Source organism: Achromobacter sp. MFA1 R4, from assembly GCF_900156745.1.
Classification (GTDB): domain Bacteria; phylum Pseudomonadota; class Gammaproteobacteria; order Burkholderiales; family Burkholderiaceae_B; genus Achromobacter.
The window spans coordinates 3,802,562-3,824,536 of the sequence record NZ_LT707065.1; the positions used below are offsets into that span (position 1 = coordinate 3,802,562).

Annotated in this window: 22 protein-coding genes; 17 read left to right on the forward strand and 5 right to left on the reverse strand. The window is 65.4% G+C overall.

Going from position 1 to position 21,975, the window contains the following annotated elements:
• Positions 1-106: 106 nt before the first annotated feature.
• Complete coding sequence (locus BXA00_RS17345; RefSeq protein ID WP_006225021.1) at positions 107-796, reverse strand: response regulator transcription factor; 690 nt, start codon at positions 794-796, stop codon at positions 107-109.
• A 323-nt stretch (positions 797-1,119) separates the two neighbouring features.
• Between BXA00_RS17345 and recA the strand changes: the two genes are divergently transcribed.
• Together recA and recX are read left to right on the forward strand one after the other, a co-directional pair.
• On the forward strand, positions 1,120-2,181 hold the full coding sequence (gene recA / locus BXA00_RS17350; RefSeq protein ID WP_063952854.1) for a recombinase RecA: 1,062 nt from the start codon (positions 1,120-1,122) through the stop codon (positions 2,179-2,181).
• A 134-nt stretch (positions 2,182-2,315) separates the two neighbouring features.
• Positions 2,316-3,035 carry a recombination regulator RecX gene (gene recX, locus BXA00_RS17355; protein WP_156902821.1) on the forward strand — a complete coding sequence of 240 codons (720 nt, stop codon included), beginning with the start codon at positions 2,316-2,318 and terminating at the stop codon, positions 3,033-3,035.
• Positions 3,036-3,082: 47 nt separating this feature from the next.
• On the opposite strand, the gene BXA00_RS17360 is transcribed toward recX, so the two are convergent.
• Positions 3,083-4,000: a LysR family transcriptional regulator gene (locus tag BXA00_RS17360; RefSeq protein WP_076519740.1), complete on the reverse strand. Its 918-nt coding sequence runs from the start codon at positions 3,998-4,000 to the stop codon at positions 3,083-3,085.
• Positions 4,001-4,201: 201 nt separating this feature from the next.
• On the opposite strand from BXA00_RS17360, the gene metE reads away from it, so the two are divergent.
• The 14 genes from metE to BXA00_RS17425 all read left to right on the forward strand — a co-directional run bounded on the left by metE (position 4,202) and on the right by BXA00_RS17425 (position 17,688).
• Entirely contained in the window at positions 4,202-6,499 is a 2,298-nt protein-coding gene (gene metE / locus BXA00_RS17365) for a 5-methyltetrahydropteroyltriglutamate--homocysteine S-methyltransferase (protein ID WP_076519741.1), read from the forward strand.
• A gap of 265 nt (positions 6,500-6,764) precedes the next feature.
• Positions 6,765-7,367 carry a DUF2889 domain-containing protein gene (locus BXA00_RS17370; RefSeq protein ID WP_076519742.1) on the forward strand — a complete coding sequence of 201 codons (603 nt, stop codon included), beginning with the start codon at positions 6,765-6,767 and terminating at the stop codon, positions 7,365-7,367.
• A 10-nt stretch (positions 7,368-7,377) separates the two neighbouring features.
• Positions 7,378-8,538, forward strand: a complete 1,161-nt coding sequence (sucC, locus tag BXA00_RS17375) for an ADP-forming succinate--CoA ligase subunit beta (RefSeq protein WP_076519743.1) — start codon at positions 7,378-7,380, stop codon at positions 8,536-8,538.
• A 21-nt stretch (positions 8,539-8,559) separates the two neighbouring features.
• Positions 8,560-9,441 carry a succinate--CoA ligase subunit alpha gene (gene sucD / locus BXA00_RS17380; protein ID WP_076519744.1) on the forward strand — a complete coding sequence of 294 codons (882 nt, stop codon included), beginning with the start codon at positions 8,560-8,562 and terminating at the stop codon, positions 9,439-9,441.
• Between the two features lie 264 nt (positions 9,442-9,705).
• Complete coding sequence (locus tag BXA00_RS17385; RefSeq protein WP_076519745.1) at positions 9,706-10,404, forward strand: TerC family protein; 699 nt, start codon at positions 9,706-9,708, stop codon at positions 10,402-10,404.
• Between the two features lie 113 nt (positions 10,405-10,517).
• Positions 10,518-11,237: a TerC family protein gene (locus BXA00_RS17390; protein ID WP_076519746.1), complete on the forward strand. Its 720-nt coding sequence runs from the start codon at positions 10,518-10,520 to the stop codon at positions 11,235-11,237.
• Positions 11,224-11,346 (forward strand): hypothetical protein, encoded by a 123-nt coding sequence (locus BXA00_RS29405; RefSeq protein WP_042792647.1) that lies wholly within the window; start codon positions 11,224-11,226, stop codon positions 11,344-11,346. Before BXA00_RS17390 ends, BXA00_RS29405 begins: the two co-directional genes overlap by 14 nt.
• Before the next feature lie 9 nt (positions 11,347-11,355).
• Positions 11,356-12,300 (forward strand): hydroxymethylbilane synthase, encoded by a 945-nt coding sequence (gene hemC / locus BXA00_RS17395; protein ID WP_076519747.1) that lies wholly within the window; start codon positions 11,356-11,358, stop codon positions 12,298-12,300.
• Positions 12,300-13,118: a uroporphyrinogen-III synthase gene (locus BXA00_RS17400; RefSeq protein ID WP_076519748.1), complete on the forward strand. Its 819-nt coding sequence runs from the start codon at positions 12,300-12,302 to the stop codon at positions 13,116-13,118. The genes hemC and BXA00_RS17400 overlap by 1 nt, the downstream gene beginning before the upstream one ends.
• A gap of 37 nt (positions 13,119-13,155) precedes the next feature.
• On the forward strand, positions 13,156-14,346 hold the full coding sequence (locus tag BXA00_RS17405; RefSeq protein ID WP_076521984.1) for a uroporphyrinogen-III C-methyltransferase: 1,191 nt from the start codon (positions 13,156-13,158) through the stop codon (positions 14,344-14,346).
• A gap of 5 nt (positions 14,347-14,351) precedes the next feature.
• Positions 14,352-15,974, forward strand: a complete 1,623-nt coding sequence (locus BXA00_RS17410; RefSeq protein WP_076519749.1) for a heme biosynthesis HemY N-terminal domain-containing protein — start codon at positions 14,352-14,354, stop codon at positions 15,972-15,974.
• A 29-nt stretch (positions 15,975-16,003) separates the two neighbouring features.
• Complete coding sequence (gene ppa, locus BXA00_RS17415; protein ID WP_076519750.1) at positions 16,004-16,534, forward strand: inorganic diphosphatase; 531 nt, start codon at positions 16,004-16,006, stop codon at positions 16,532-16,534.
• Positions 16,535-16,821: 287 nt separating this feature from the next.
• Positions 16,822-17,517, forward strand: coding sequence for a fumarylacetoacetate hydrolase family protein (locus BXA00_RS17420; RefSeq protein ID WP_076519751.1), 696 nt, complete (start codon positions 16,822-16,824; stop codon positions 17,515-17,517).
• 39 nt (positions 17,518-17,556) lie between these two features.
• Positions 17,557-17,688 (forward strand): entericidin A/B family lipoprotein, encoded by a 132-nt coding sequence (locus BXA00_RS17425; protein ID WP_008164311.1) that lies wholly within the window; start codon positions 17,557-17,559, stop codon positions 17,686-17,688.
• A gap of 82 nt (positions 17,689-17,770) precedes the next feature.
• Here the strand turns inward: BXA00_RS17425 and BXA00_RS17430 are convergent, their stop codons facing one another.
• Genes BXA00_RS17430 through BXA00_RS17440 form a run of 3 tightly spaced genes read right to left on the reverse strand, consistent with a single transcriptional unit; the run spans position 17,771 to position 20,456 of the window.
• Entirely contained in the window at positions 17,771-19,477 is a 1,707-nt protein-coding gene (locus BXA00_RS17430; protein ID WP_076519752.1) for a PhoH family protein, read from the reverse strand.
• 56 nt (positions 19,478-19,533) lie between these two features.
• Positions 19,534-19,998 (reverse strand): peroxiredoxin, encoded by a 465-nt coding sequence (locus BXA00_RS17435; protein ID WP_076519753.1) that lies wholly within the window; start codon positions 19,996-19,998, stop codon positions 19,534-19,536.
• Positions 19,995-20,456 carry an Mth938-like domain-containing protein gene (locus BXA00_RS17440; RefSeq protein ID WP_076519754.1) on the reverse strand — a complete coding sequence of 154 codons (462 nt, stop codon included), beginning with the start codon at positions 20,454-20,456 and terminating at the stop codon, positions 19,995-19,997. Before BXA00_RS17440 ends, BXA00_RS17435 begins: the two co-directional genes overlap by 4 nt.
• Before the next feature lie 233 nt (positions 20,457-20,689).
• Here BXA00_RS17440 and alaC point away from each other — a divergent pair, with 233 nt between their 5' ends.
• Positions 20,690-21,877, forward strand: a complete 1,188-nt coding sequence (gene alaC, locus BXA00_RS17445) for an alanine transaminase (RefSeq protein WP_076519755.1) — start codon at positions 20,690-20,692, stop codon at positions 21,875-21,877.
• The last annotated feature ends 98 nt before the right edge of the window (positions 21,878-21,975 follow it).

Sequence of the window (21,975 nt, forward strand, 5' to 3'; positions counted from 1 at the left end):
CAGGATCTCGCCCAGCAGCGAACGCTGCGGGGGCGCGAAGCTCGGGCCCTTGGACCCGGCTTGCATGATATCCAGGGCTTCCTGGTTGAGCGGCTCCGGCGAGGGCTCAGCTTGCGAGGTACGCCGCACCCTGGTCCCGCTCAAGACAGTAGCCCAGGCCGCGCACGGTGACGATCTTCACGCCGCTGGGTTCGAGCTTCTTGCGCAGGCGATGCACGTAGACCTCGATGGCATTGGTGCTGACTTCCTCTCCCCACTCGCAGAGGTGGTCCACGAGCTGGGTCTTGCTGACCATGCGACCGCTGCGGGTCAGGAGGATTTCGAGCAGGCTGACCTCGCGCGCCGACAGGTCCAGCGTCTGGTCGTCCACGATGGCGACGCGGCCGGTCTGGTCGAACAGCAGCCGGCCGTGCTTGATCATGGTGGCGCCGCCGCCCGCGCCGCGCCGGGTCAACGCCCGGACTCGGGCTTCGAGCTCGGACAGCGCAAAGGGTTTGGCCATGTAGTCGTCCGCGCCCAGGTCCAGGCCCTTGACGCGCTGCTCGATGCTGTCGGCGGCGGTCAGGATGAGAACGGGCAGGGCGGAATTGCGGGCGCGCAGGCGGCGCAGCACTTCCAGACCCGCCAGTTGCGGCAGCCCGAGGTCCAGGATGAGCAGGTCGAAGGCCTGGGCGGCCAGCGCGGAGTCCGCGGCCAGCCCGTCGCGCACGGCGTCGACGGCATAGCCGTTGTGGCGCAACGAGCGGGACAGGCCGTCGGCCAGGATGCTGTCGTCTTCGGCGATCAGGATACGCATGGGCTGCTGCAAGAATGAAACCCGCCGCGCCTTCCGCCGCTGGGCGGCGCGCTTTCCGCCTGGGGCGGCCCGGCGGCGGAAAAAGGGGAAAATACCGGGATCGCTCTGGATTCTGTCATATGGCGCGGGGCTTGCCACTCAGGGTATACGTGCAAAAGACTGGCACACTGGGTTTTTGTCCAGTACAATCCGATGCCATAATCTGACCCGTAGCTCAAGGCGCCGACGGAACCGTCCGCTCCGGCCGCCAGATTCGACCGTCTGACTTCGCTGTCAGAACCGCATTTTCCCGACTTCCAGATACGTTACAGACAGGACTCCTCATGGACGACAAAACCACCAAGGCCGCCGCTTCGGAAAAGGCCAAGGCGCTTGCCGCGGCGCTTTCGCAGATCGAAAAGCAGTTCGGCAAGGGCTCGATCATGCGCTACGGCGACAACGAGGTCTCGCATGACATCCAGGTGGTGTCCACGGGTTCGCTGGGTCTGGATATCGCGCTGGGCGTCGGCGGCCTGCCGCGCGGCCGCGTGGTCGAAATCTACGGTCCGGAATCGTCGGGCAAGACCACCCTCACGCTCCAGGTCGTCGCCGAAATGCAAAAGCTGGGCGGCACGTGCGCCTTCGTCGACGCGGAACACGCCCTGGACGTCCAGTACGCCTCCAAGCTGGGCGTCAACCTGGCCGACCTGCTGATCTCGCAGCCGGACACGGGCGAACAGGCGCTGGAAATCACCGATGCGCTGGTGCGCTCCGGTTCGGTCGACCTGATCGTCGTCGACTCGGTGGCTGCCCTGGTGCCCAAGGCTGAAATCGAAGGCGAAATGGGCGATTCGCTGCCCGGCCTGCAGGCCCGCCTGATGAGCCAAGCGCTGCGCAAGCTCACCGCCACCATCAAAAAGACCAACTGCATGGTCATCTTCATCAACCAGATCCGGATGAAGATCGGCGTCATGTTCGGCAACCCCGAAACCACCACCGGCGGCAACGCGCTCAAGTTCTACGCGTCCGTGCGCCTGGACATCCGCCGCATCGGCTCCATCAAGAAGGGCGATGAGGTCGTCGGCAACGAAACCCGCGTCAAGGTCGTCAAGAACAAGGTCGCGCCGCCGTTCAAACAGGCCGAGTTCGACATCATGTACGGTGCCGGCATCTCGCGCGAAGGCGAAATCATCGACCTGGGCGTGGCCGCCAACGTGGTCGACAAGTCCGGCGCCTGGTACAGCTACAACGGCAACCGCATCGGCCAGGGCAAGGACAACGTCCGTGAATACCTGAAAGAGCACAAGGACATGGCCATCGAAATCGAAAACCGTGTCCGCGAAAACCAGGGCATTGTCAGCCGCGCCGCCGAATTCGTGCCCACCGCGGAAGACGCCGCCGAGTAATCGGGGCACTTCACCGGCCGCAAGCCCGCTTGCGGCCGCGACCCCTTGCCGTTCCTCATGCGGGATCGGCGAACTGCGGCAGGCGCCTGGACGGGCCTGCCGTTTTGCATGGTGTACAGCAAGCAGGAACGCGCATGAGCTGGAAATCGACTCCCGCGTCAGCCGAGCGCCTACGCGCCAAGCTGGATGACGAATTCGAAACGGTCGCCAAACCGCAAGGCTTGCGGCGCACCTCCGATGCGCGTCTGCCGCGCGAGCCCGCCGTTGTGGCGGACGACGCTACCGATGATTGCGCACCTGTCTGGCAACGCAGCTCCGAACAACGCAGTTCCGAACAACGCAGCGCAGGTCGTCAGCGACGCGCCGAGTCGGACGGCGACGACGCGACACCCGCTGACGGCAGGCCGGCCCGCAAAGGGCCATCGCTGAAGATGCGCGCGGTGGGCTATCTGTCGCGGCGCGAACATGCGCGCGAAGAACTGGCTCGCAAGCTTGCGCCCCACGCCGAAGATCCCGATGAAGTCGCCACCGTGCTCGATGCGCTCGAAAAAGAGGGCTGGCTGTCCACTGAACGCTTCGCGCAAAGCCTGGTCCATCGGCGCGCCTCGCGCCAAGGGGCGGCGCGCATCGTGCAGGAACTGCGCCAGCACGGCGTCGACGACAACCAGGTCGCCGAACTGCGCGACCAGCTTCGCGCCACCGAATACGACCGGGCGCTGGAAGTCTGGAAAAAGCGCTTCGGCGCCAAGCCCGACGACCGCGCGGCCTACGCCAAGCAGGCGCGCTTTCTGGCCAGCCGCGGTTTCGCGCACGACGTGATCCGGCGCATCCTGGGCGAGGGCGACGAAGACTGACGCCGGCTCCCGCATGGGCCGGCGCCCGCAGGCCGAAGCAAGTCCCGCTATTTCGCCGACTTGATCCCCGACAGGGTCTTGAAGCACACGTCGCGGGTGATGGTCAGGAACTCGTCGATGTACGAGGCCTCCGTGTCCTCGCTGCGCACGGTGGCATACAACGTGCGCCACACGCCCTGCGGGCCCAGGCGGCAAAGCCGCAGCCATCCCTGGTTCATGTATTCGGTGAGCGCCCAGTTGGGCAGGGCCGCCACGCCACGGTTGCTGGCGACGAGCTGCGCGATGATGGGCGTCAGCTCCGCCTTTCGGATCGCGGCGGGCTCCACGTCCGCCGGGTCCAGGAAGGCCGTGAAGACGTCCAGGCGCTGCTTGTCCACCGGGTAGGTGATCAGCGTCTGGTCCGCCAGTTGCTCCGGCATGACGAACTTGCTGGCGGCCAGCGGATTGGATTCGGACACCGCCAGCACCAGCTCGTACTTGAAGAGCGGCAGGTATTCCACCGCGTCCAGCGGTTGCGGGTCCGACGTGATGACCAGGTCCAGGTCGCCGCGCACCAGCGCGGGCAGGGGGGCGAAAGAGAACGCCGCGGACAGGTCCAGGGCCACATCGGGCCATTGGACGCGAAAGGCGTCCAGCGCCGGCATCAGCCACTGGAAGCAGGAATGGCAATCGATCGCCAGGTGCAGCCGTCCGGTGCGCCCGGCCGCCAGGCGCTGCAGGTCCCGCTCGGTGGCGCGGATGCGGGGGAGAACCTCGTCGGCCAGAGCCAACACGCGCAGGCCGGCGGTGGTCAGCCGCGCTGGGCGGGTCCGGCGATTCAGCAAGGGCGTGCCCAGCCGGGCTTCGAGGTCGCGCAACTGGTGGGATAGGGCCGATTGCGTCAGGTGCAGGCGCTCGGCGGCCTCCTGGAGACTGCCGCCTTCGCGGATGGCGGTCAGCGTTTCGAGATGGCGGATTTCTAGCATGAGGGTGCGATCATTTCAGGCGTTCGAACCGGATCCCGGCAGGGAAGGGAGGCTGCGGGCTCTGGGCCAGGACAGGTTGGCGTTCTCGCTAGTTTATGAGATTTTTTCATCTTATGAATGTAGACATTGATTTTGATTCATTTTGATTTGGCCTCAGAATGATCGTCACTTGAACAAAATTTGTCGAATGGCGGTGTTCACATGACTACGATTCATAATTTGGGGTTCCCCCGCATCGGCGCCCAGCGCGAACTCAAGCGCGCGGTCGAGGCCTACTGGGCCGGCAGGCAGGGCGCCGACGCGCTGGAAGAAACGGGCCGCGAGCTGCGCGCCCGGCATTGGAGGCTGCAGGCCGCCACCGGCATGAAGTTCGTGCCGGTGGGCGATTTCGCCTGGTACGACCAGATCCTGGAGTGGACGACGCTGCTGGGCGCGGTGCCCGCGCGCTTTGGCCAGAAAGACAATGAGCCGGTCTCGCTGGATACGCTGTTTCGCATGGGCCGCGGCCGCGCCCCGTCCGGCAACCCGGCCGCCGCGTGCGAAATGACGAAGTGGTTCGACACCAACTATCACTACATCGTCCCCGAGCTGGTGCCCGGGCAGAACTTCCGCATCGCGCGCGAATCCCTGTTTGAACAGGTCAATGAAGCCCTGGCGCTGGGGCTGGAGGTCAAGCCGGTGATCCCCGGACCCCTGACCTGGCTGTATCTGGGCAAGGGCGACGCCTTTGCCGATGGCGCCGCCGACGCCGGCAAGCTGCAACTCCTGGCGGCGCTGCTGCCGGTGTATGAGGAAGTGCTGGCGCGCCTGGGCAAATTGGGCGTGCAGTGGGTGCAGATCGACGAGCCCATCCTGGCGCTGGACCTGCCGCAGGCCTGGCGCGAGGCGTTCCTGCAGTCCTATGCCACGCTGTCCGCCAGCCCCGTGAAGCTGCTGGTCGCCACCTACTTCGACGGCCTGAAGGACAACCTGTCGACGGCGCAGGCCCTGCCGGTGGCTGGTCTGCATGTGGACCTGGTGCGCGCGCCCGAGCAATTTGCTGAGGTGGTTGCCGGTCTGAATGACGGGCAGGTCCTGTCCGCGGGCATCATCAATGGACGCAACATCTGGCGCACCGACCTGGACGCCGCTATCGCCACGCTGGCGCCGATCGCGCGCCAGTTGGGCGACCGCCTGTGGCTGGCGCCTTCTTGCTCGCTGCTGCATGTGCCCGTCGACCTGGACAACGAAACCGAGCTGGACGCCGAACTCAAGAGCTGGCTGTCCTTTGCCACCCAGAAGCTGGATGAATTGAGCCTGCTGGGCCGTGCGCTGGCCAACGCCACCGATCCGTCAGTGCAGGAGGGCCTGGTCCGGCAGCGTGCTGCCCTGGCCGCCCGCCGCGCCTCCACCCGCATCCATAATCCGGCCGTGGCGCAGCGCATGGCCGCGGCCGCGGGCGTGTCGCGCGACCGCGCGCCGTTCGCCGCCCGCATCGCTCGCCAGCAAGCGCAACTGGGCCTGCCCGCCTATCCGACCACCACGATCGGCTCCTTCCCGCAGACCGCCGAGATCCGCGCGCTGCGCCGCGACTGGAAGGCCGGCGCGCTGACCGATTCCGCCTACGAGCGCGCCATCCGCAAGGAGATCGAGGAAGTCATCCGCTTCCAGGAGAAGGTGGGCCTGGACGTGCTGGTCCACGGCGAACCCGAGCGCAACGACATGGTGGAGTATTTCGGCGAGCTGCTGGCCGGTTTCGCCTTCACCAAAAACGGCTGGGTGCAGAGCTATGGCTCGCGCTGCGTGAAGCCGCCGATCATCTTCGGCGACGTCGCCCGGCCCGCGCCCATGACGGTGGGGTGGTCGTCCTATGCGCAATCGCTGACCGACAAGCCGGTCAAGGGCATGCTGACCGGCCCGGTCACCATCCTGCAGTGGTCCTTCGTGCGCGACGACCAGCCGCGCGAGCAGACCTGCCGGCAACTGGCGCTGGCCCTGCGCGATGAGGTGATTGACCTGGAAGCCGCCGGCATCAGCGTGATCCAGATCGACGAGCCCGCCATCCGCGAAGGCCTGCCGCTGCGCCGCGCCGATTGGCAGGCCTACCTGGACTGGGCCGTGGACTGCTTCCGCCTGTCGACCGCCGGCGTGCGCGAGGAAACGCAGATCCACACCCACATGTGCTACTCGGAGTTCAACGACATCATCGAATCCATTGCGGCGATGGACGCGGACGTGATCACGATCGAAACGTCCCGCTCCAACATGGAGCTGCTCAAGGCGTTCGAGGACTTCCGCTACCCGAACGACATCGGTCCGGGGGTGTATGACATCCATTCGCCGAACGTACCCGAGGTGAGCTGGATGGTGGACCTGATGAACAAGGCCGCCGCCCGGCTGCCCAAGGAGCGTCTGTGGGTCAACCCCGACTGCGGCCTGAAGACGCGCGCCTGGCCCGAAACGCAGGCTGCGCTGATCGGCATGGTGCAGGCGGCCCGCGCACTGCGCGAAGCGGCCTGACACCCGTCCGGCCCCGGCGCGGCGCCTGGCCCGGCGCCCAAGCCGGGTATTCCGACCCCGGCGGCCGCCCCCGACGGCCCACCCAGAAACCCGGCTCGCGCCCAGGCGCCAGCCGGGTTTCGCGCCATGGAACCGGATCCGGGCCGCCAGGAAACACCGGCCGGCCAATTAATACGATTGTTGCGTGGCGGCCTGCGCTATACTTTGAAGGTTTTGTTGCCGCGCACCATTTGCGCAGGCCATCTTTGCCCCGCAGGCCCCACGCATGCCCTTGCCACCGCCGGATTGTCCTCGCCAACCGCTGCATACGCGTTCCATACGTGTGCAGTCGTACGCGCGCGATGACGGCAACTGGGATCTGGAAGCCGAGCTTATCGACGTCAAGGCGTACGATTTTCCCAAGCGCGACGGCGAGATGTTCAAGGCCGGGCAACCCATCCACCACATGCTCCTGCGCATCACCATCGACGAGGAATTCTCGATCGTGGCGGCCCAGGCCGTCTATGACGCGGCGCCTTATGGCGAGCATTGCAAGGCCATCGAGCCGGCGTACACTGACCTGATCGGCATGAACCTCCTAAAGGGGTTCCGTCGCCAGGTCAAGGAGCGGTTCGGGCATGTGGAAGGCTGTACGCACATGACCGAACTGTCGCAGGTGCTTCCCACCGCGGCGGTCCAGACCATGGCCAACCGCCGGCGGCAGGAAATCAACCCGAACCGGCGTCCATTCCAACTGGACGGCTGCCATGCGCTCAGCACTGGCGGCCCTGTGGTGGCTGAGCATTATCCCGAGTGGTACACCGGGGGTAGCGCTGAGGCATCGGCCGAGTCGTCCTCCGATTCACCTTCTTTTTCTCATACGTCCTGACAGGTAACACATGAAAATCCACGAGTATCAAGGCAAGGAACTGCTGAAGCAATTTGGCGTCCCCGTGCCGCGCGGGATCCCCGCTCTTTCCGTCGACGAGGCCGTGGCTGCCGCTGAAAAGCTGGGTGGACCGGTCTGGGTCGTCAAGGCACAGATCCACGCTGGCGGCCGCGGCAAGGGCGGCGGCGTCAAGCTGGCCCGCTCGCTGGATGACGTCCGCAAGCTGGCATCCGAAATCCTGGGCATGCAGCTGATCACGCACCAGACCGGCCCCGAAGGCCAGAAGGTCCGTCGCCTGTACATCGAAGACGGCGCCGACATCCAGAAGGAATACTACGTTTCGCTGGTCACCGACCGCGCCACGCAGAAGGTCGCCTTCATCGCCTCCAGCGAAGGCGGCATGGACATCGAGGAAGTGGCTCACTCCACCCCCGAAAAGATCATCACCGAATACATCGACCCGCTGACCGGCCTGTCCGCCGAGCAAGCCACCAAGATCGCCAACGCGATCGGCCTGCCTGCCGACTCGACCGCCCAAGCCGTGGACGTGTTCCAGAAGCTCTACAAGTGCTACATGGACACCGACGCCTCCCTGGTCGAAATCAACCCCCTGAACCGCGACAGCAAGGGCAACATCATCGCCCTGGACGCCAAGTTCAACTTCGACTCCAACGCCCTGTTCCGTCACCCGGAAATCGTCGCCTACCGCGACCTGGACGAAGAAGATCCCGCTGAAATCGAAGCCAGCAAGTTCGACCTGGCCTACATCCAGCTCGACGGCAACATCGGCTGCCTGGTGAACGGCGCCGGCCTGGCCATGGCCACCATGGACACCATCAAGCTGTTCGGCGGCGAGCCGGCCAACTTCCTGGACGTCGGCGGCGGCGCCACGGCCGAGAAGGTCACCGAAGCCTTCAAGATCATGCTGGCCAACAAGAGCGTCAAGGCCATCCTGGTCAACATCTTCGGCGGCATCATGCGCTGCGACGTCATCGCCGAAGGCGTGATCACCGCGTGCAAGGCCGTGAACCTGAACGTGCCGCTGGTCGTTCGCATGAAGGGCACGAACGAAGAACTCGGCAAGAAGATGCTGGCCGATTCGGGTCTGCCGATCATCAGCGCCGACACGATGGCCGAAGCCGCCACCCGCGTCGTAGCCGCCGTCAAGTAAAGAGAAAATCAAGGATTCACAATGTCGATTCTGATCAACAAGGACACCAAGGTCATCACCCAGGGCATCACGGGCAAGACGGGCCAGTTCCACACCCGCATGTGCCGTGAGTACGCCAATGGCAAGGCCGCCTTCGTGGCCGGCGTGAACCCCAAGAAGGCGGGTGAAGACTTCGAAGGCGTGCCGATCTTCGCGTCGGTCAAGGAAGCCAAGGCCGACACCGGCGCCACCGTGTCCGTCATCTACGTGCCGCCCGCGGGCGCTGCTGCCGCCATCTGGGAAGCTGTCGAAGCCGAACTGGACCTGGTGATCTGCATCACCGAAGGCATTCCCGTCCGCGACATGCTGGAAGTCAAGAACCGCATGAAGGCCAAGGGCAGCAAGACGCTGCTGCTGGGCCCGAACTGCCCGGGTCTGATCACCCCCGACGAAATCAAGATCGGCATCATGCCGGGTCACATCCACCGCAAGGGCCGCATCGGCATCGTCAGCCGTTCGGGCACCCTGACGTACGAAGCCGTGGCGCAAGTCACCGAACTGGGCCTGGGCCAATCCAGCGCTGTCGGTATCGGCGGCGACCCCATCAACGGCCTGAAGCACGTCGACGTGCTCAAGCTGTTCAATGACGATCCCGACACCGACGCCGTCATCATGATCGGCGAAATCGGCGGTCCGGACGAAGTCAACGCCGCCGAGTGGGCCAAGGACAACATGAAGAAGCCGGTCGTCGGCTTCATCGCTGGCGTCACCGCGCCTCCCGGAAAGCGCATGGGCCACGCCGGCGCGCTGATCTCCGGCGGCGCCGACACGGCCGACGCCAAGCTGGAAGTCATGGAAGCCTGCGGCATCCGCACCACGCGCAACCCCTCCGAAATGGGCAAGCTGCTCAAGTCGGTGCTGTAAGTTTCAGCATTGCGCTGCAAAAAGCCCGCTTCGGCGGGCTTTTTTTCGTCTGGATTTTTTAGCTTTTCCTAGGGTAATCCCGCGTCCAGGACGCGGTCGAGCCAATCATACGGAAAGCTGAACGAAACTATAATGAAAGAAATTTCGCACGTACCCAGCAAGAATGCCGTCGGGCTCGCACCAAGACGGTCAGTACGTTGTTTTCTTCATTTCATCCATTAATTTGGTTTTGTCCTAGGGGGATCACACCTAGGAAAGAGAGGCATGGAACTCAGTTCAGCGGCATTCTGGATCGCGTTGCTCCAGATCATTTGGGTCAACATTCTGCTATCAGGCGACAACGCCGTGGTTATTGCGCTGGCGGCGCGTTCACTGCCTCCGGCGCAACAGAAGAAAGCGATCGTGGTCGGTTCCGCCGCTGCGATCATCATGCGTATCGTGCTCACGCTCGTCGCGGCCAAGCTGTTGCTGTTGCCGTGGCTCAAGCTGATCGGCGCGCTGCTCCTGGTCTATATTGGCGTGACCTTGCTGCTGCCCGAAGGTGAAGAAGACGGCGCCGGCAAGTCGCATGGCAACCTGCTCACCGCCATCCGCACCATCATGATCGCCGACCTGGTCATGAGCCTGGACAACGTGGTGGCAGTGGCCGCCGCGGCAATGGGTGACACAACCTTGCTCGTGCTTGGTTTGGCAATCAGCATTCCCCTGGTTATCTTTGGCAGCACGTTGCTCTTGAAAGTCATTGAACGCTTCCCGCTCATCGTCTGGGTCGGCGCGGCGCTGCTGGGCTTCATTGCAGGCGAACTGCTGGTGGGCGATCCCGCCTTGCAGGAACCCGTGGCGCGCATCGATGCCGCGTTGGGTGTGACACAGCACAGTTTCGCGCTGATGTCGGGGGCATTGGGTGCGGTGATGGTCCTGTTGATTGGTAAAGTTTTGCTGATGCGTCAGAAAGCTGACTGAAAGCTGAACTACAATAATATGTTTTTCTGAAATTTCCTGCCGTGCGCAAGCACGGCAGGAGCGGCCGGGCCGGGACCGGCCACTCTTTTTATAAATGCCTTCGGGGGTTCAAAGTGCTTGAGTTTTTCCAGACGCTGAGTTGGGCAGCGGTATTCCAGATCATCCTCATCGACATCCTGCTCGGCGGCGACAATGCCGTCGTGATCGCGCTGGCTTGTCGCAACCTGGCGCCCAAGCAGCGGATGCAAGGCATCCTGTGGGGCACCGCGGGTGCGATCCTTCTGCGTGTCGTCCTGATCGCCTTTGCCCTGACGCTCCTGTCCATCCCGTTCCTGAAGGTCGTGGGCGGCCTGTTGCTCGTCTGGATCGGCGTCAAGCTCCTCGTTCCCGAAGACGATGCCCATGGCAACGTGAAGGGCGGAACATCCATCGCCGCCGCCATCAAGACCATCATCATCGCTGACTTCGTGATGAGCCTGGACAACGTCATCGCCATTGCCGGCGCGGCCCAGAACGCCCACGCCGACCACCAGATCGGCCTGGTTGCCTTCGGCCTGATCGTCAGTGTGCCGATCATCATCTGGGGCAGCACGCTGGTGCTCAAGCTCATCGACCGCTATCCGCTGGTCGTCACGTTCGGCGCTGCGCTCCTGGGCTGGATCGCCGGCGGCATGCTGATCACCGACGTCATTGTCGAACGTCAATTCGGTGTTCAGCCGACTACGGTTAAAATCGCGGCTGAAATCATTGGCGCCTTGCTGGTTGTTGTCCTTGGACGGTGGCTTGCAAGCCGCAAGAACGCTTCCAAGGAATCAGCACATGAGTCTGCGTAGATCCACCGATCCCCAGCAATCCGAATCGGGCCTTAGCCTTCTTCAAGGCCTGTTCGTGCTGGCCATCCTCGGGGTAGTCGCGACGGTCATCGTCTCCAACTTCGTTTGATGGCGTCACGTGTCTCTACCGCAACGCCTGGTCATCGCGACCCGCGCCAGCCGGCTTGCCCTGTGGCAAGCCGAGCATGTGCGCGATCGGCTGCGCACGCTGTACCCAGCGTGCGCGGTTGAACTTCTTACCCTGACGACCCGAGGCGACCAGATCCTCGACCGCACGCTGTCCAAGGTGGGCGGCAAGGGCCTGTTCGTCAAGGAACTCGAAACCGCGCTGCTCGACGGGCGCGCAGATCTCGCCGTCCACTCCCTCAAGGACGTGCCGGTTGAGCTGCATGCCCCGTTCGAGCTTTGCGCCGTCCTCGATCGCGCGGATCCGCGCGATGCCTTCGTATCCAACCGCTATGCCTCGCTGGCCGACTTGCCCGCGGGCGCCGTCGTCGGCACGTCCAGCCTGCGCCGCGAATCCCAGATCCGCGCCCGGTTCCCCGCCCTGGTGGTCAAGCCCCTGCGCGGCAACCTGGATACGCGCCTGGGCAAGCTCGACAAGGGCGACTACGACGCCATCGTGCTGGCGGCGGCGGGCCTGGACCGATTGGGCCTGGGCGAGCGCATCCGCAGCCTGCTGGACCCCGCCGACAGCCTGCCGGCCGCCGGGCAGGGCGCCTTGGGCATCGAAATCCGCGACGACCGCGACGACATGCGCGCCTGGTTGGCGCCGCTCGTCAGCGCGGACACGACCTCCTGCGTGCTGGCCGAGCGTGCCGTGTCGCGCAAGCTGGGCGGTTCGTGCCAGGTGCCCCTGGCGGCGTTCGCCCAGATTTCCGGCGACACGTTGTCGCTGCGCGCCCTGGTGGCTTCACCCGATGGCGCCCGTATCGTCCGGGCAGTCCGCACGGGTCCTGTCAGCGAGGCCGAGGCCATCGGCGAAGCTGCCGCGAACGAATTGCTGGACGGGGGCGCGCAGGCCATTCTTCGCGACTTGCTCCATCCCGACGGACCCGGCTGATGGGCCCGGCGTTTGCAGCCGCCCCTGGGCCGCGCATCGCCGTACTGACGCGGCCCGCCGGGCGCAACGAAACGCTTGCCGACCGCTTGCGCGGCGCCGGTTGGCAGGCCTCTATCCTGCCGGCCCTCGAAATCCATCCCCTGTCCATTGCGTCCGAGGACTTGCCGCGGCCTGCCGACTACGACCTGGTCGTGTTCGTCAGCGGCAATGCGGCCCGCCAGTATCTGGACCAGATCGCCTTCGCGGACGGCGCCGTCGCCTGGCCCGCGCACGTGGCCGCAGCCACCGTGGGCCCCGCCAGCGCGCTGGCGCTGCGCCAGACCGGTCATTTTGGCGCGAATACAACAGTACTGCACCCCGACGAATCCGCGCCCAGCCACGATTCCGAGGCCCTGTGGCGCGTGCTGCAGGCGCAGCCGAGCCTGCCCGCCCGCGTGCTGCTGGTGCGCGGCACCCAGGGCCGCGACTGGCTGGGCGACACGCTCCAGGCGCATGGGGTCAGCGTCACGCGCCATGCTGCGTACCAGCGGCGGCCGGCCGCATGGACGCCCGCCCAGCTTGACGCCCTGCGCCACTGGGCGGATGCGGGCGTCGCCGCCACCTGGCTGGTCACCAGCGGGGAGGGCGCCGATGCCATCCGCGGCCAGCTCGAATCCGCGGGTCTCGCCGACTGGTGGGGGCGCTGTCGTTTCGTGCTGACGCATCCCTCGCTGGCGCGGCGCGTGCCGCAGGCGGGCGATGGCGCGGGCGGTCCGGCGATGGTAAAAATCTGCTTGCCCAACGACGAGTCGATATTCCAGGCTTTTGTTGCTGCTTGATTCGTTGGTTCGGACTGACACCGAATACAATCGCGTCATGACAGACAAGACTCCCGCTACCGATCCGGCCGTTCATCCGGCCGCCCCGGACGCAAGCGCGTCCGCATCGGCCCCGGCCGACTCCGTCAAGGCCCGTCCGGCCAAGCGCCGCAGTGGCCCGATGGTCACCGCCCTGATAATCGTCATCCTGCTGGCCGTGGGCCTTGGGTATGCGCTGTGGAAGCAGCGCACCCAGTTCGTGTCCGCCGGCCGCGAAGTGGCCACCCGCATCGACACGTTGAGCGCTGACGTGGCGCAAGCCCGCAAGGACACCCGCGAAGCCCTCGCCCTTGCGCAGGCGCAGGCGGGGCGCGTGGCGGAACTCGAAGACACCCTGCGCGAAACGCAAAGCCAGTACAACGCCCTGCAGCAGGCCTGGCAGAACTTCAACGACAGCGCCAGCGACGAGCTGCTGGCCAACGACGTCGAGCGCCTGCTGACCATCGCCAACCAGCAACTGCGCCTGGCGGGCAATGTTTCCAACGCCATCGTTGCCCTGGAAACCGCCCAGTCTCGACTGGCGCGCGCGGACCGTCCGCGTTTCTCCAGCCTGCAGCAATCCATCAACGGCGACCTGGACCGCCTGCGCGCCGTGTCCACCGTCGACATCCCGGCGCAATCCGCGCGCATCGAACGTCTGGTTGCCCTGGTCGGCAAGGCGCCGCTGCTGGTGCCCGATGCCGTGTCCCCGGGCGTGGCGCCGGTTGGCCAGGCCCAACCGCCTGCGCCGGCCCCCGCCGTCGATCCCCAGGCCGACCTGCCTGCCGATGCGCCCTGGTGGCAGCGCTGGCGCGCCGAGGTGGCCTCCTGGCCCGGCCGCGCGGGGTCCGCGCTGGCCCATGAACTTGGCGGGCTTATCACCATTCAGCGCGTGGACGAGCCGGCCGCGCTGCTGCTGTCGCCCGAACAGGCCGACCAGGTGCGCGGCACGCTGCGCCAGCGCCTGCTGACGGCGCAACTGGCCATGCTGATGCGCCAGCCCTCGGTCTGGAAGAGCGAACTCGACAACGTCGGCTCCACGCTCTCCAAGTATTTCGATGGCCGCTCGCCCGACACCGTGGCCGCCCAGAACCTGGCGCGCGAACTGGCCCAGACCGACATCGCCGTGCGCATGCCGGACGTGGCGGACAGCCTGAACGCCGTGGCCGCCTTGCGGGCCGCCGGCTTCAAGACCAGCGATCAGGACTGAGGCTTATGCGTACCTGGTTCTGGACCCTTCTGCTCGCCGTCGTCGCCGTCGCCCTGGCGGTGGTGCTGCGTTCGCATTCGGGCAACGTGCTGTTGCTGGTGTGGCCGTGGCGCATCGACATGTCGCTGACGCTCGCCGTCCTGCTCATCGTCGCGACCTTCGTCATCCTGTACGTGGGCTTGCGCCTGCTGGCCTGGCTGCTCGCCATCCCGGACCGTGTCCGGGCCTGGCGCGGCAAGCGTGCGCAGGCGCGCGACCACGAATTGCTCGAACGCGGCTGGATCGGCCTGCTCGAAGGCCGCTACACCCACGCCGAAAAAGACCTGACCAAGCTGCTGGACCAGACCAAGGTGCGCACGCGCCGCGTTCTGGCGGCATTGTCGGCGGGCCGCGCTGCCCACGGCCTGGGCGAATTCGACCGGCGCGACCGCCTGCTGGCCACCGCCCAGGAGCAGGCCGGCACGGATCCCGGCCTGGTCGAAGCCACGGCCACGGTGTCGGCCGACATGCTGCTCGACCAGGGCCGCGCCGAACGGGCGCTGACCGTGCTGGCGCCCCTGGCCGACGGCGGCGCACGCCACCTGCACACGATGCGCCTGCTGCTGCGGGCGCATACCGCGCTGAATCACCCCGAACAGGTCTTCACCTTGGCGCGCGGACTCCTGCGCCGCAACGCGATGGGCCGCCACGAAGCCGATCTCCTGATCGACGCCGCCGGGTCCGCGCGCCTGCGCGCCGCCGCGGGCAGCGATGCCTGGCGCGCCATCTGGAAAGACCTGAAAGCCGAGGAACGCCTCTTGCCCGAGATCGCCCTGGCGGGCGCGGCGGCGTTCGAAGCCGCGGGCGAAGCCAACGAAGCGGCCCGCGTCCTGGAATCGGCCGTCGCGGTCAAATTCAATCCCGCCCTGGTGGCTGCCTACGCACGCTGCGAAGCCGAGCAGGTGTCGCGGCGCCTTGCCAAGGCCGAGACCTGGCTGCAGCAGCGTCCGACCGATCCCGATCTGCTGACCGCCCTGGGCATGCTGTGCCTGAACGGACAGCTATGGGGTCAGGCCGAACGCTACCTGCTGCGCAGCCTCGCGCGGCGCAGCGATGCGCAGACGCACGCGTTGCTCGGCAGTCTTTATGATCGGCTCGACCGTCCGGTCGATGCGGTCCGCCACTGGCGCCTGGCAACGGCCGCCAGCATGGCCTTGCCGGTGCTGGCCTCGGACGCGGCGCTGCCTGCCGCCGACACGGGCTCGGATCCCTATCGCGTCGATGCCGAAGGCGGCTATGCCGTGGGCCTGTCCGATACGGACACCGATGCGGACGTCGGCGGCGACTACCCGTCCCTGCCGCCGGCCGTCGCGGCGTCCGCCTCCGACTACGTGCTGGACCCGGACGCGCGCGTCAGCAACGCGCAGCGCGACCGCGCCCTGGCCCCCGAGGACGCCCCGCTGGCCCGCGGCACGTCCGACATCGAAGAGTATTTCGACAGCGCCCCGATTCCCGCGGCTGCTTTCGATGAGCCGGTGCCCACGTACTCCCCCGCGCCGGCCCCTGCGGCGCCCGCTCCCAAGCCCACGCCGCCCGCGGCGCCCGTGCCGACCACCAAGCCGCCGTTCAAGGACGACGGCTCGATTTGAATATCCTTTCAGACAAACAAGGTTGAACCATGAGTCTTGATCGCGTCTCCCCTGGCAAGAAGCTGCCGGAAGACTTCAACGTCATCATCGAAATCCCCATGAACGCCGACCCGGTGAAATACGAGGTCGACAAGGATTCCGGTGCGATCTTCGTTGACCGCTTCATGCTGACGGCCATGCACTACCCGTGCAACTACGGCTACATTCCCCAGACCCTGTCCGAAGACGGCGACCCCGCCGACGTGCTGGTCCTGACCCCGTTCCCCATCCAGATCGGCGCCGTCGTGCGCTGCCGCGCCATCGGCGTGCTGGAAATGGACGATGAGTCGGGTGGCGACGCCAAGCTGCTGGCCGTGCCGATCGAAAAGCTGTACCCCCCGTACCGCAACATCAAGTCCTATGAAGATCTGCCGGCGGAAGACATCTCCCGCATCCAGCACTTCTTCGAGCACTATAAGGACCTGGAAAAGGGCAAGTGGGTCAAGGTCAAGGGCTGGAAGGGCGTCGATGCCGCGCACGAGGAAATCGTGCGCAGCGCCGAGCGCTACGCGAAGGGCTGATCGGGATCGGGCCGTGCCGGCATTGCGCCGGCCGGCCATGCGAAGCGGCGCGGCCGCGACGGCTGCGCGCCGGTCGCCGCCGCGCCGTTGCGTTATGGACGCCGACCACATCCGGTCCGCGCACGCGGCGCAGAAAGGGATACACTCGCGAGTGCTTTTCAAACGCCCGGCCGCCCAAGAACAACAACGCCCCAATCGCGGGGTGACAGGGCATGCCAAGCGCGCGGCGTCGGGGTAACATGTTTCGCCGGTTTTCCGGTCACGTATTTGTCATAGGTTGATAGCTCATGGACTACGTTTTACCTCCCCAGCCCCCCGTCGCGGTTCCCGTTGCCGGCAGCGCTGCGCTGTTCCCCGTGCGTCGCGTCTACTGCGTGGGCCGCAACTACGCCGAGCATGCCAAGGAAATGGGATTCACCGGCCGCGAAGACCCGTTCTTCTTCTGCAAGCCCGCCGACGCCGTGCTGTTCGTGGCCGACGGCGAGACCGGCAAGATGCCGTATCCGTCCAAGACCTCCAACCTGCACTACGAGATGGAACTGGTCGTGGTGCTGGGCAAGGGTGGCCGCGACATCCCCGTCGAGCAGGCCAATGAATGCGTGTGGGGCTACGCGCTGGGCCTGGACATGACCCGCCGCGACCTGCAAGGTGAAATGAAGAAGCAGGGCCGTCCCTGGGAAATCGGCAAGGCGTTCGACCAATCCGCGCCGTTGGGCCCCATCCATCCGCGTAGCGTCGTCGGCACACTCGACAAGGGCGCCATCTGGCTGGACGTCAACGGCGAGCGCAAGCAGTCCAGCGATATTTCGCAGATGCTGTGGAACGTGCCGGAAAGCATTTCGTACCTGTCGGGCCTGTTCGAGCTGCAGCCCGGCGACATCATCTTCACCGGCACGCCCGAAGGCGTGGGCGCCGTGCGCCAGGGTGACGTGATCACGGGCGGCGTCGAGGGGCTGGGCGAACTGCGCGTGCAGATCGTCTAGGGCCGGGCGTCTTCATTTTTTTCATTCAGGAGCTACAGCATGCGCGGCAAGATCGTGCTGACTGCCTTTGTCGTGTTCGGCTTCGTGCTGGCCGGTTGCAATACCGTGGCCGGCATGGGCAAGGACATGTCCCGGGCGGGCAATGCCATCACCAACGCGGCCGACAAATAATCGGCTCGCCGCGGTAAGAAAAAGCCCCTTGAGCGATCAAGGGGCTTTTTCGTTGCCGAAGCGATGACGTGCGGACCTGGACCTACAGCACGTCGCCCGCGTAGTCGGCCAGGCGAGACCGTTCGCCGCGTTGCAGCGTGACGTGGCCCGAGTGCGGCCAGCCCTTGAAGCGGTCGACGACGAACGTCAGGCCCGAGCTGCCTTCCGTCAGGTAGGGCGTATCGATCTGGGCGATGTTGCCCAGGCAGATCACCTTGGTGCCGGGGCCCGCGCGGGTCACCAGCGTCTTCATCTGCTTGGGCGTCAGGTTCTGCGCCTCGTCGATGATGAGGTACTTGTTCAGGAAGGTGCGGCCGCGCATGAAGTTCAGGGATTTCACCTTGATGCGCGAGCGGATCAGGTCCATGGTGGCGGCGCGGCCCCAGTCCCCGTTGCCTTCGCCGTCGCCCATGTTCAGCACGTCCAGGTTGTCTTCCAGCGCGCCCATCCAGGGCAGCATCTTTTCTTCTTCGGTGCCGGGCAGGAAACCGATGTCTTCGCCGACCGGAACCGTGACGCGCGTCATGATGATCTCGGTGTAGCGCTTGGTCTCCAGCACCTGCGTGATGCCCGCCGCCAGCGCCAGCAGCGTCTTGCCCGTGCCGGCCTGGCCCAGCAGCGACACGAAATCGCATTCCGGGTTCATCAGCAGGTTCATGGCGAAGTTCTGCTCTCGGTTGCGCGCCGTGATGCCCCAGACATTGTTCTTGCCGTGGGTGTAATCGCGCAGCGTGGCCAGCACCGCCATCTTGCCGCTCACTTCACGCACCTGCGCGTACAGCGGCATCTGGCCTTCGAAATAGACGAACTGGTTGACCACGAACTGTGAACACAGCGGGCCATGGATGCGGTAGAAGGTCGTGCCGCCCTGTTGCCAGGATTCGACGTCCTTGCCGTGCTTGTTCCAGAAGTCCTCGGGCAGTTGCATCACGCCCGAATACATCAGGTCCGAGTCTTCCAGCACATGGTCGTTGAAGTAGTCTTCGGCGGCCATGCCCAGCGCGCGGGCCTTCAGGCGCATGTTGATGTCCTTGGACACCAGCACCACTTCGCGCTGCGGGTATTTTTCCTGCAGCGCGCGCACCACGCCAAGGATCTGGTTGTCGGCCTTGCCCATCGGCAGGTCCGAGGGCAGGGTGCTGTGAATGGCCGTGGTCTGGAACATCAGGCGCCCGGTGGCGTCCTTGTTGCCCAGCTTGGCCAGCTCCAGGCCTTCGTCCAGGTGCGTGGCGTCCTGCACCAGCGAGTCCAGGGACCGGCTGACCTGGCGCGCATTGCGCGCCACTTCGGACATGCCCTTTTTCTGGTGGTCCAGCTCTTCCAGCGTCATCATCGGCAGGAAGATGTCGTGTTCCTCGAAGCGGAACAGCGAGCTGGGGTCGTGCAGCAGCACGTTCGTGTCCAGCACGAACAGCTTGCGCGGGGCGTTCTCGGCGCGGGCCTTGCCGCGCTTGGCGGGTGCCGGCGCGGTCTTGGCCTGTTGGCGGGCGGGCGCGCGCGCGGCCGGCGTGGCGGGCGCGGGCGGCGGCACCTCGCGAGCGGGGGATGGCGTGTGGGCCTTGCGCGCCGGCGCGGCCATGCCATCAAGTTCTGGCTGGACCAGCAGTTCGTCCTCGTCTTCGGCGAGGGCGGCCTGGGTGTTGGACCGCGCAGCGGCAGTCTTGGTGGTGCGGGCCTGCGCCCGGGCGGAGTCGCCCGAGGGGAAGGTCAGGATGGCTGCGGGGCGGGTAGGCAACTTCGGAAGCGGCATATGCGTCACTCTCCTGTTTGGGCCGGCTATAGCGCCTGACGGGTATTCCTGTGCGGCTAACCGATGCTTTTGGCGGCTTGCAGGACTTCCTTGGCGTGGCCCGGGACCTTCACCCCGCGCCACTCCTGCACCAGCACGCCATAGGCATCGATCAAGAAGGTGCTGCGTTCGATGCCGCGCACCTGCTTTCCATACATGTTCTTTTGCTTGATGACGCCGAACAGATTGCAGACGGTTTCGTCGGCGTCGGAGATGAGAGGGAAGGGAAGCTCGTACTTGGCCTTGAAATTCTCGTGCGACTTCAGCGAGTCGCGCGAGATGCCGATCACGATCGCGCTGGCCGCCAGGAACTCGGCGTGCAGGTCGCGGAAATCCTGGCTCTCGGTGGTGCAGCCGGGCGTGTTGTCCTTGGGATAGAAATACAGGATCACCGCCCGCCCCTGGCACTGCTCAAGGCTGATGGGGCCTATCGTGCTTTCGGCGGTGAACAGCGGGGCGGGTTTGCCTATGCTCGGCGTCATTGACTGGTTGCTCCATTGGGAGGGATGAGGGCGACGACCACGCGCCGGCCCTCGGCCATCAGGATGTTGTAGGTGCGCGAGGCGGCGTGGGTATCCATCGTTTCCACGCCGATGCCCACGGCCAATAGGGGACGTAATACTTCGGGGCGCAGGAACCGTTGCTTGCCGCCGGTGCCCACCAGCAGGACCTCGGGCGCATTGGCCGGGCGGCTGGGCGAGGATTCCGGGGCGTCCAGGAAATCCATGGGGTCGCGGGCGGGCTCGGACAATCCGGCTGCCTGGAGCAAGAGGGAGGAGGTGATGTCGGCCGGCGACTCAACGGGCCAGACGGTAACTTCGCCTTCGGGGCCAAACGCGACCGACGAAGAAAAACGTACCTGGTTGACCTCGATGTAGCCATCGCCATAAGCGGTGACAGTGTTAAGAGCGGCCGTCGCAGGATCGGTATGCAGCTTCAATAAGAACTCCGGCTTTACGTGCTTGATAATAGCGCATAGGACACGCCGCATGTTGCAACGTATCCACGAGGGGAAAGTGGCTTTTTTTGCCTCATTTGCCGCCCGGGCGTCGTTGCGCTAGATTACAGGGTTTTGCTGCGCTGCAAACGTGTGCCGGCGCGGCTTTGAGCCCCTTTCCCTTCGCGCGACCGCGCCCTGGTCTTTTTGCCTTTTCGCCCCTAAGGATTCCCATCATGAGGAAGTTCTCTCGCATCGAGCGTTTGCCCCCGTACGTTTTCAACATCACCGGCGAGCTCAAGATGGCGGCGCGTCGGCGCGGCGAAGATATCATCGACATGTCGATGGGCAATCCGGACGGCGCAACGCCCAAGCACATCGTGGACAAGATGGTGGAGGCGACCTGCCGCCCCACCACGCATGGCTATTCCGTATCCAAGGGCATTCCGCGCCTGCGCAAGGCGATCTGTGACTGGTACCAGCGCCGCTACGCAGTCGAATTCGATCCGGATTCCGAAGCCATCGTCACCATCGGTTCGAAAGAGGGCCTGGCCCACCTGATGCTGGCCACGCTGGATCGCGGCGACACCGTGCTGGTGCCCAACCCCAGCTACCCGATTCACATCTACGGCGCGGTCATCGCGGGCGCCAACATCCGCTCCGTGCGCATGACGCCGGGCGTGGATTTCTTCGAGGAACTGGAACGCGCCGTGCGCGAATCCATCCCGAAGCCCAAGATGATGGTGCTGGGCTTTCCCAGCAACCCCACCGCGCAATGCGTGGACCTGTCGTTCTTCGAACGCGTGGTGGCGCTGGCCAAGGAACACGACATCCTCGTCGTGCATGACCTGGCCTATGCCGACATCACCTTCGACGGCTACGTGGCGCCCTCCATCATGCAGGTTCCCGGCGCGCGCGATGTCGCGGTCGAGTTCTTCACGATGAGCAAGAGCTACAACATGGCGGGCTGGCGCATCGGCTATATGGTCGGCAACCGCGAGCTCGTCAACGCGCTCGCGCGCATCAAGAGTTATCACGACTACGGCACGTTCACGCCGATCCAGGTGGCTTCCATCGCCGCGCTGGACGGTCCGCAGGACTGCGTGAACGAAATCGTGGCGCAGTACCAGAGCCGCCGCGACGTGCTCGCGCGCGGCCTGCACGAAGCAGGTTGGAATGTGGAGATTCCCAAGGCGTCCATGTACATCTGGGCGCAGATCCCCGAACCCTACCGGGCGATGGGCTCTTTGGAATTTGCCAAGCGTGTCCTGTCGGATGCGAAAGTGGCCGTTTCCCCCGGGATCGGCTTCGGCGAGTATGGCGACGAATACGTGCGCTTCGCGCTCATCGAAAACGAGCAGCGCACCCGCCAGGCGGTGCGCGGCATCAAAGATATGTTCCGCAAGGACGGATTGCTGAAATAGGGCCCCCCCCCGCAGCGCTGCGCGCTTCCCCCCAAGGGGCGCCGCAGCGGACCGGCGAAGCCGGCTCCGCGCGGCCGCGCTGGGTGCTGCCAAGTAGG

Bases quoted from the DNA above. Each gene is read 5' to 3' on its own strand.
- BXA00_RS17425 (WP_008164311.1), top strand. From the start codon at position 17,557: ATGCGCGGCAAGATCGTGCTGACTGCCTTTGTCGTGTTCGGCTTCGTG.
- recX (WP_156902821.1), top strand. From the start codon at position 2,316: ATGAGCTGGAAATCGACTCCCGCGTCAGCCGAGCGCCTACGCGCCAAG.
- BXA00_RS17370 (WP_076519742.1), top strand. From the start codon at position 6,765: ATGCCCTTGCCACCGCCGGATTGTCCTCGCCAACCGCTGCATACGCGT.
- BXA00_RS17360 (WP_076519740.1), bottom strand. From the start codon at position 4,000: ATGCTAGAAATCCGCCATCTCGAAACGCTGACCGCCATCCGCGAAGGC.
- recA (WP_063952854.1), top strand. From the start codon at position 1,120: ATGGACGACAAAACCACCAAGGCCGCCGCTTCGGAAAAGGCCAAGGCG.
- sucD (WP_076519744.1), top strand. From the start codon at position 8,560: ATGTCGATTCTGATCAACAAGGACACCAAGGTCATCACCCAGGGCATC.
- BXA00_RS29405 (WP_042792647.1), top strand. From the start codon at position 11,224: ATGAGTCTGCGTAGATCCACCGATCCCCAGCAATCCGAATCGGGCCTT.
- BXA00_RS17400 (WP_076519748.1), top strand. From the start codon at position 12,300: ATGGGCCCGGCGTTTGCAGCCGCCCCTGGGCCGCGCATCGCCGTACTG.
- BXA00_RS17430 (WP_076519752.1), bottom strand. From the start codon at position 19,477: ATGCCGCTTCCGAAGTTGCCTACCCGCCCCGCAGCCATCCTGACCTTC.
- sucC (WP_076519743.1), top strand. From the start codon at position 7,378: ATGAAAATCCACGAGTATCAAGGCAAGGAACTGCTGAAGCAATTTGGC.
- BXA00_RS17345 (WP_006225021.1), bottom strand. From the start codon at position 796: ATGCGTATCCTGATCGCCGAAGACGACAGCATCCTGGCCGACGGCCTG.
- BXA00_RS17385 (WP_076519745.1), top strand. From the start codon at position 9,706: ATGGAACTCAGTTCAGCGGCATTCTGGATCGCGTTGCTCCAGATCATT.
- BXA00_RS17405 (WP_076521984.1), top strand. From the start codon at position 13,156: ATGACAGACAAGACTCCCGCTACCGATCCGGCCGTTCATCCGGCCGCC.
- ppa (WP_076519750.1), top strand. From the start codon at position 16,004: ATGAGTCTTGATCGCGTCTCCCCTGGCAAGAAGCTGCCGGAAGACTTC.
- BXA00_RS17410 (WP_076519749.1), top strand. From the start codon at position 14,352: ATGCGTACCTGGTTCTGGACCCTTCTGCTCGCCGTCGTCGCCGTCGCC.
- BXA00_RS17435 (WP_076519753.1), bottom strand. From the start codon at position 19,998: ATGACGCCGAGCATAGGCAAACCCGCCCCGCTGTTCACCGCCGAAAGC.
- BXA00_RS17420 (WP_076519751.1), top strand. From the start codon at position 16,822: ATGGACTACGTTTTACCTCCCCAGCCCCCCGTCGCGGTTCCCGTTGCC.
- metE (WP_076519741.1), top strand. From the start codon at position 4,202: ATGACTACGATTCATAATTTGGGGTTCCCCCGCATCGGCGCCCAGCGC.
- alaC (WP_076519755.1), top strand. From the start codon at position 20,690: ATGAGGAAGTTCTCTCGCATCGAGCGTTTGCCCCCGTACGTTTTCAAC.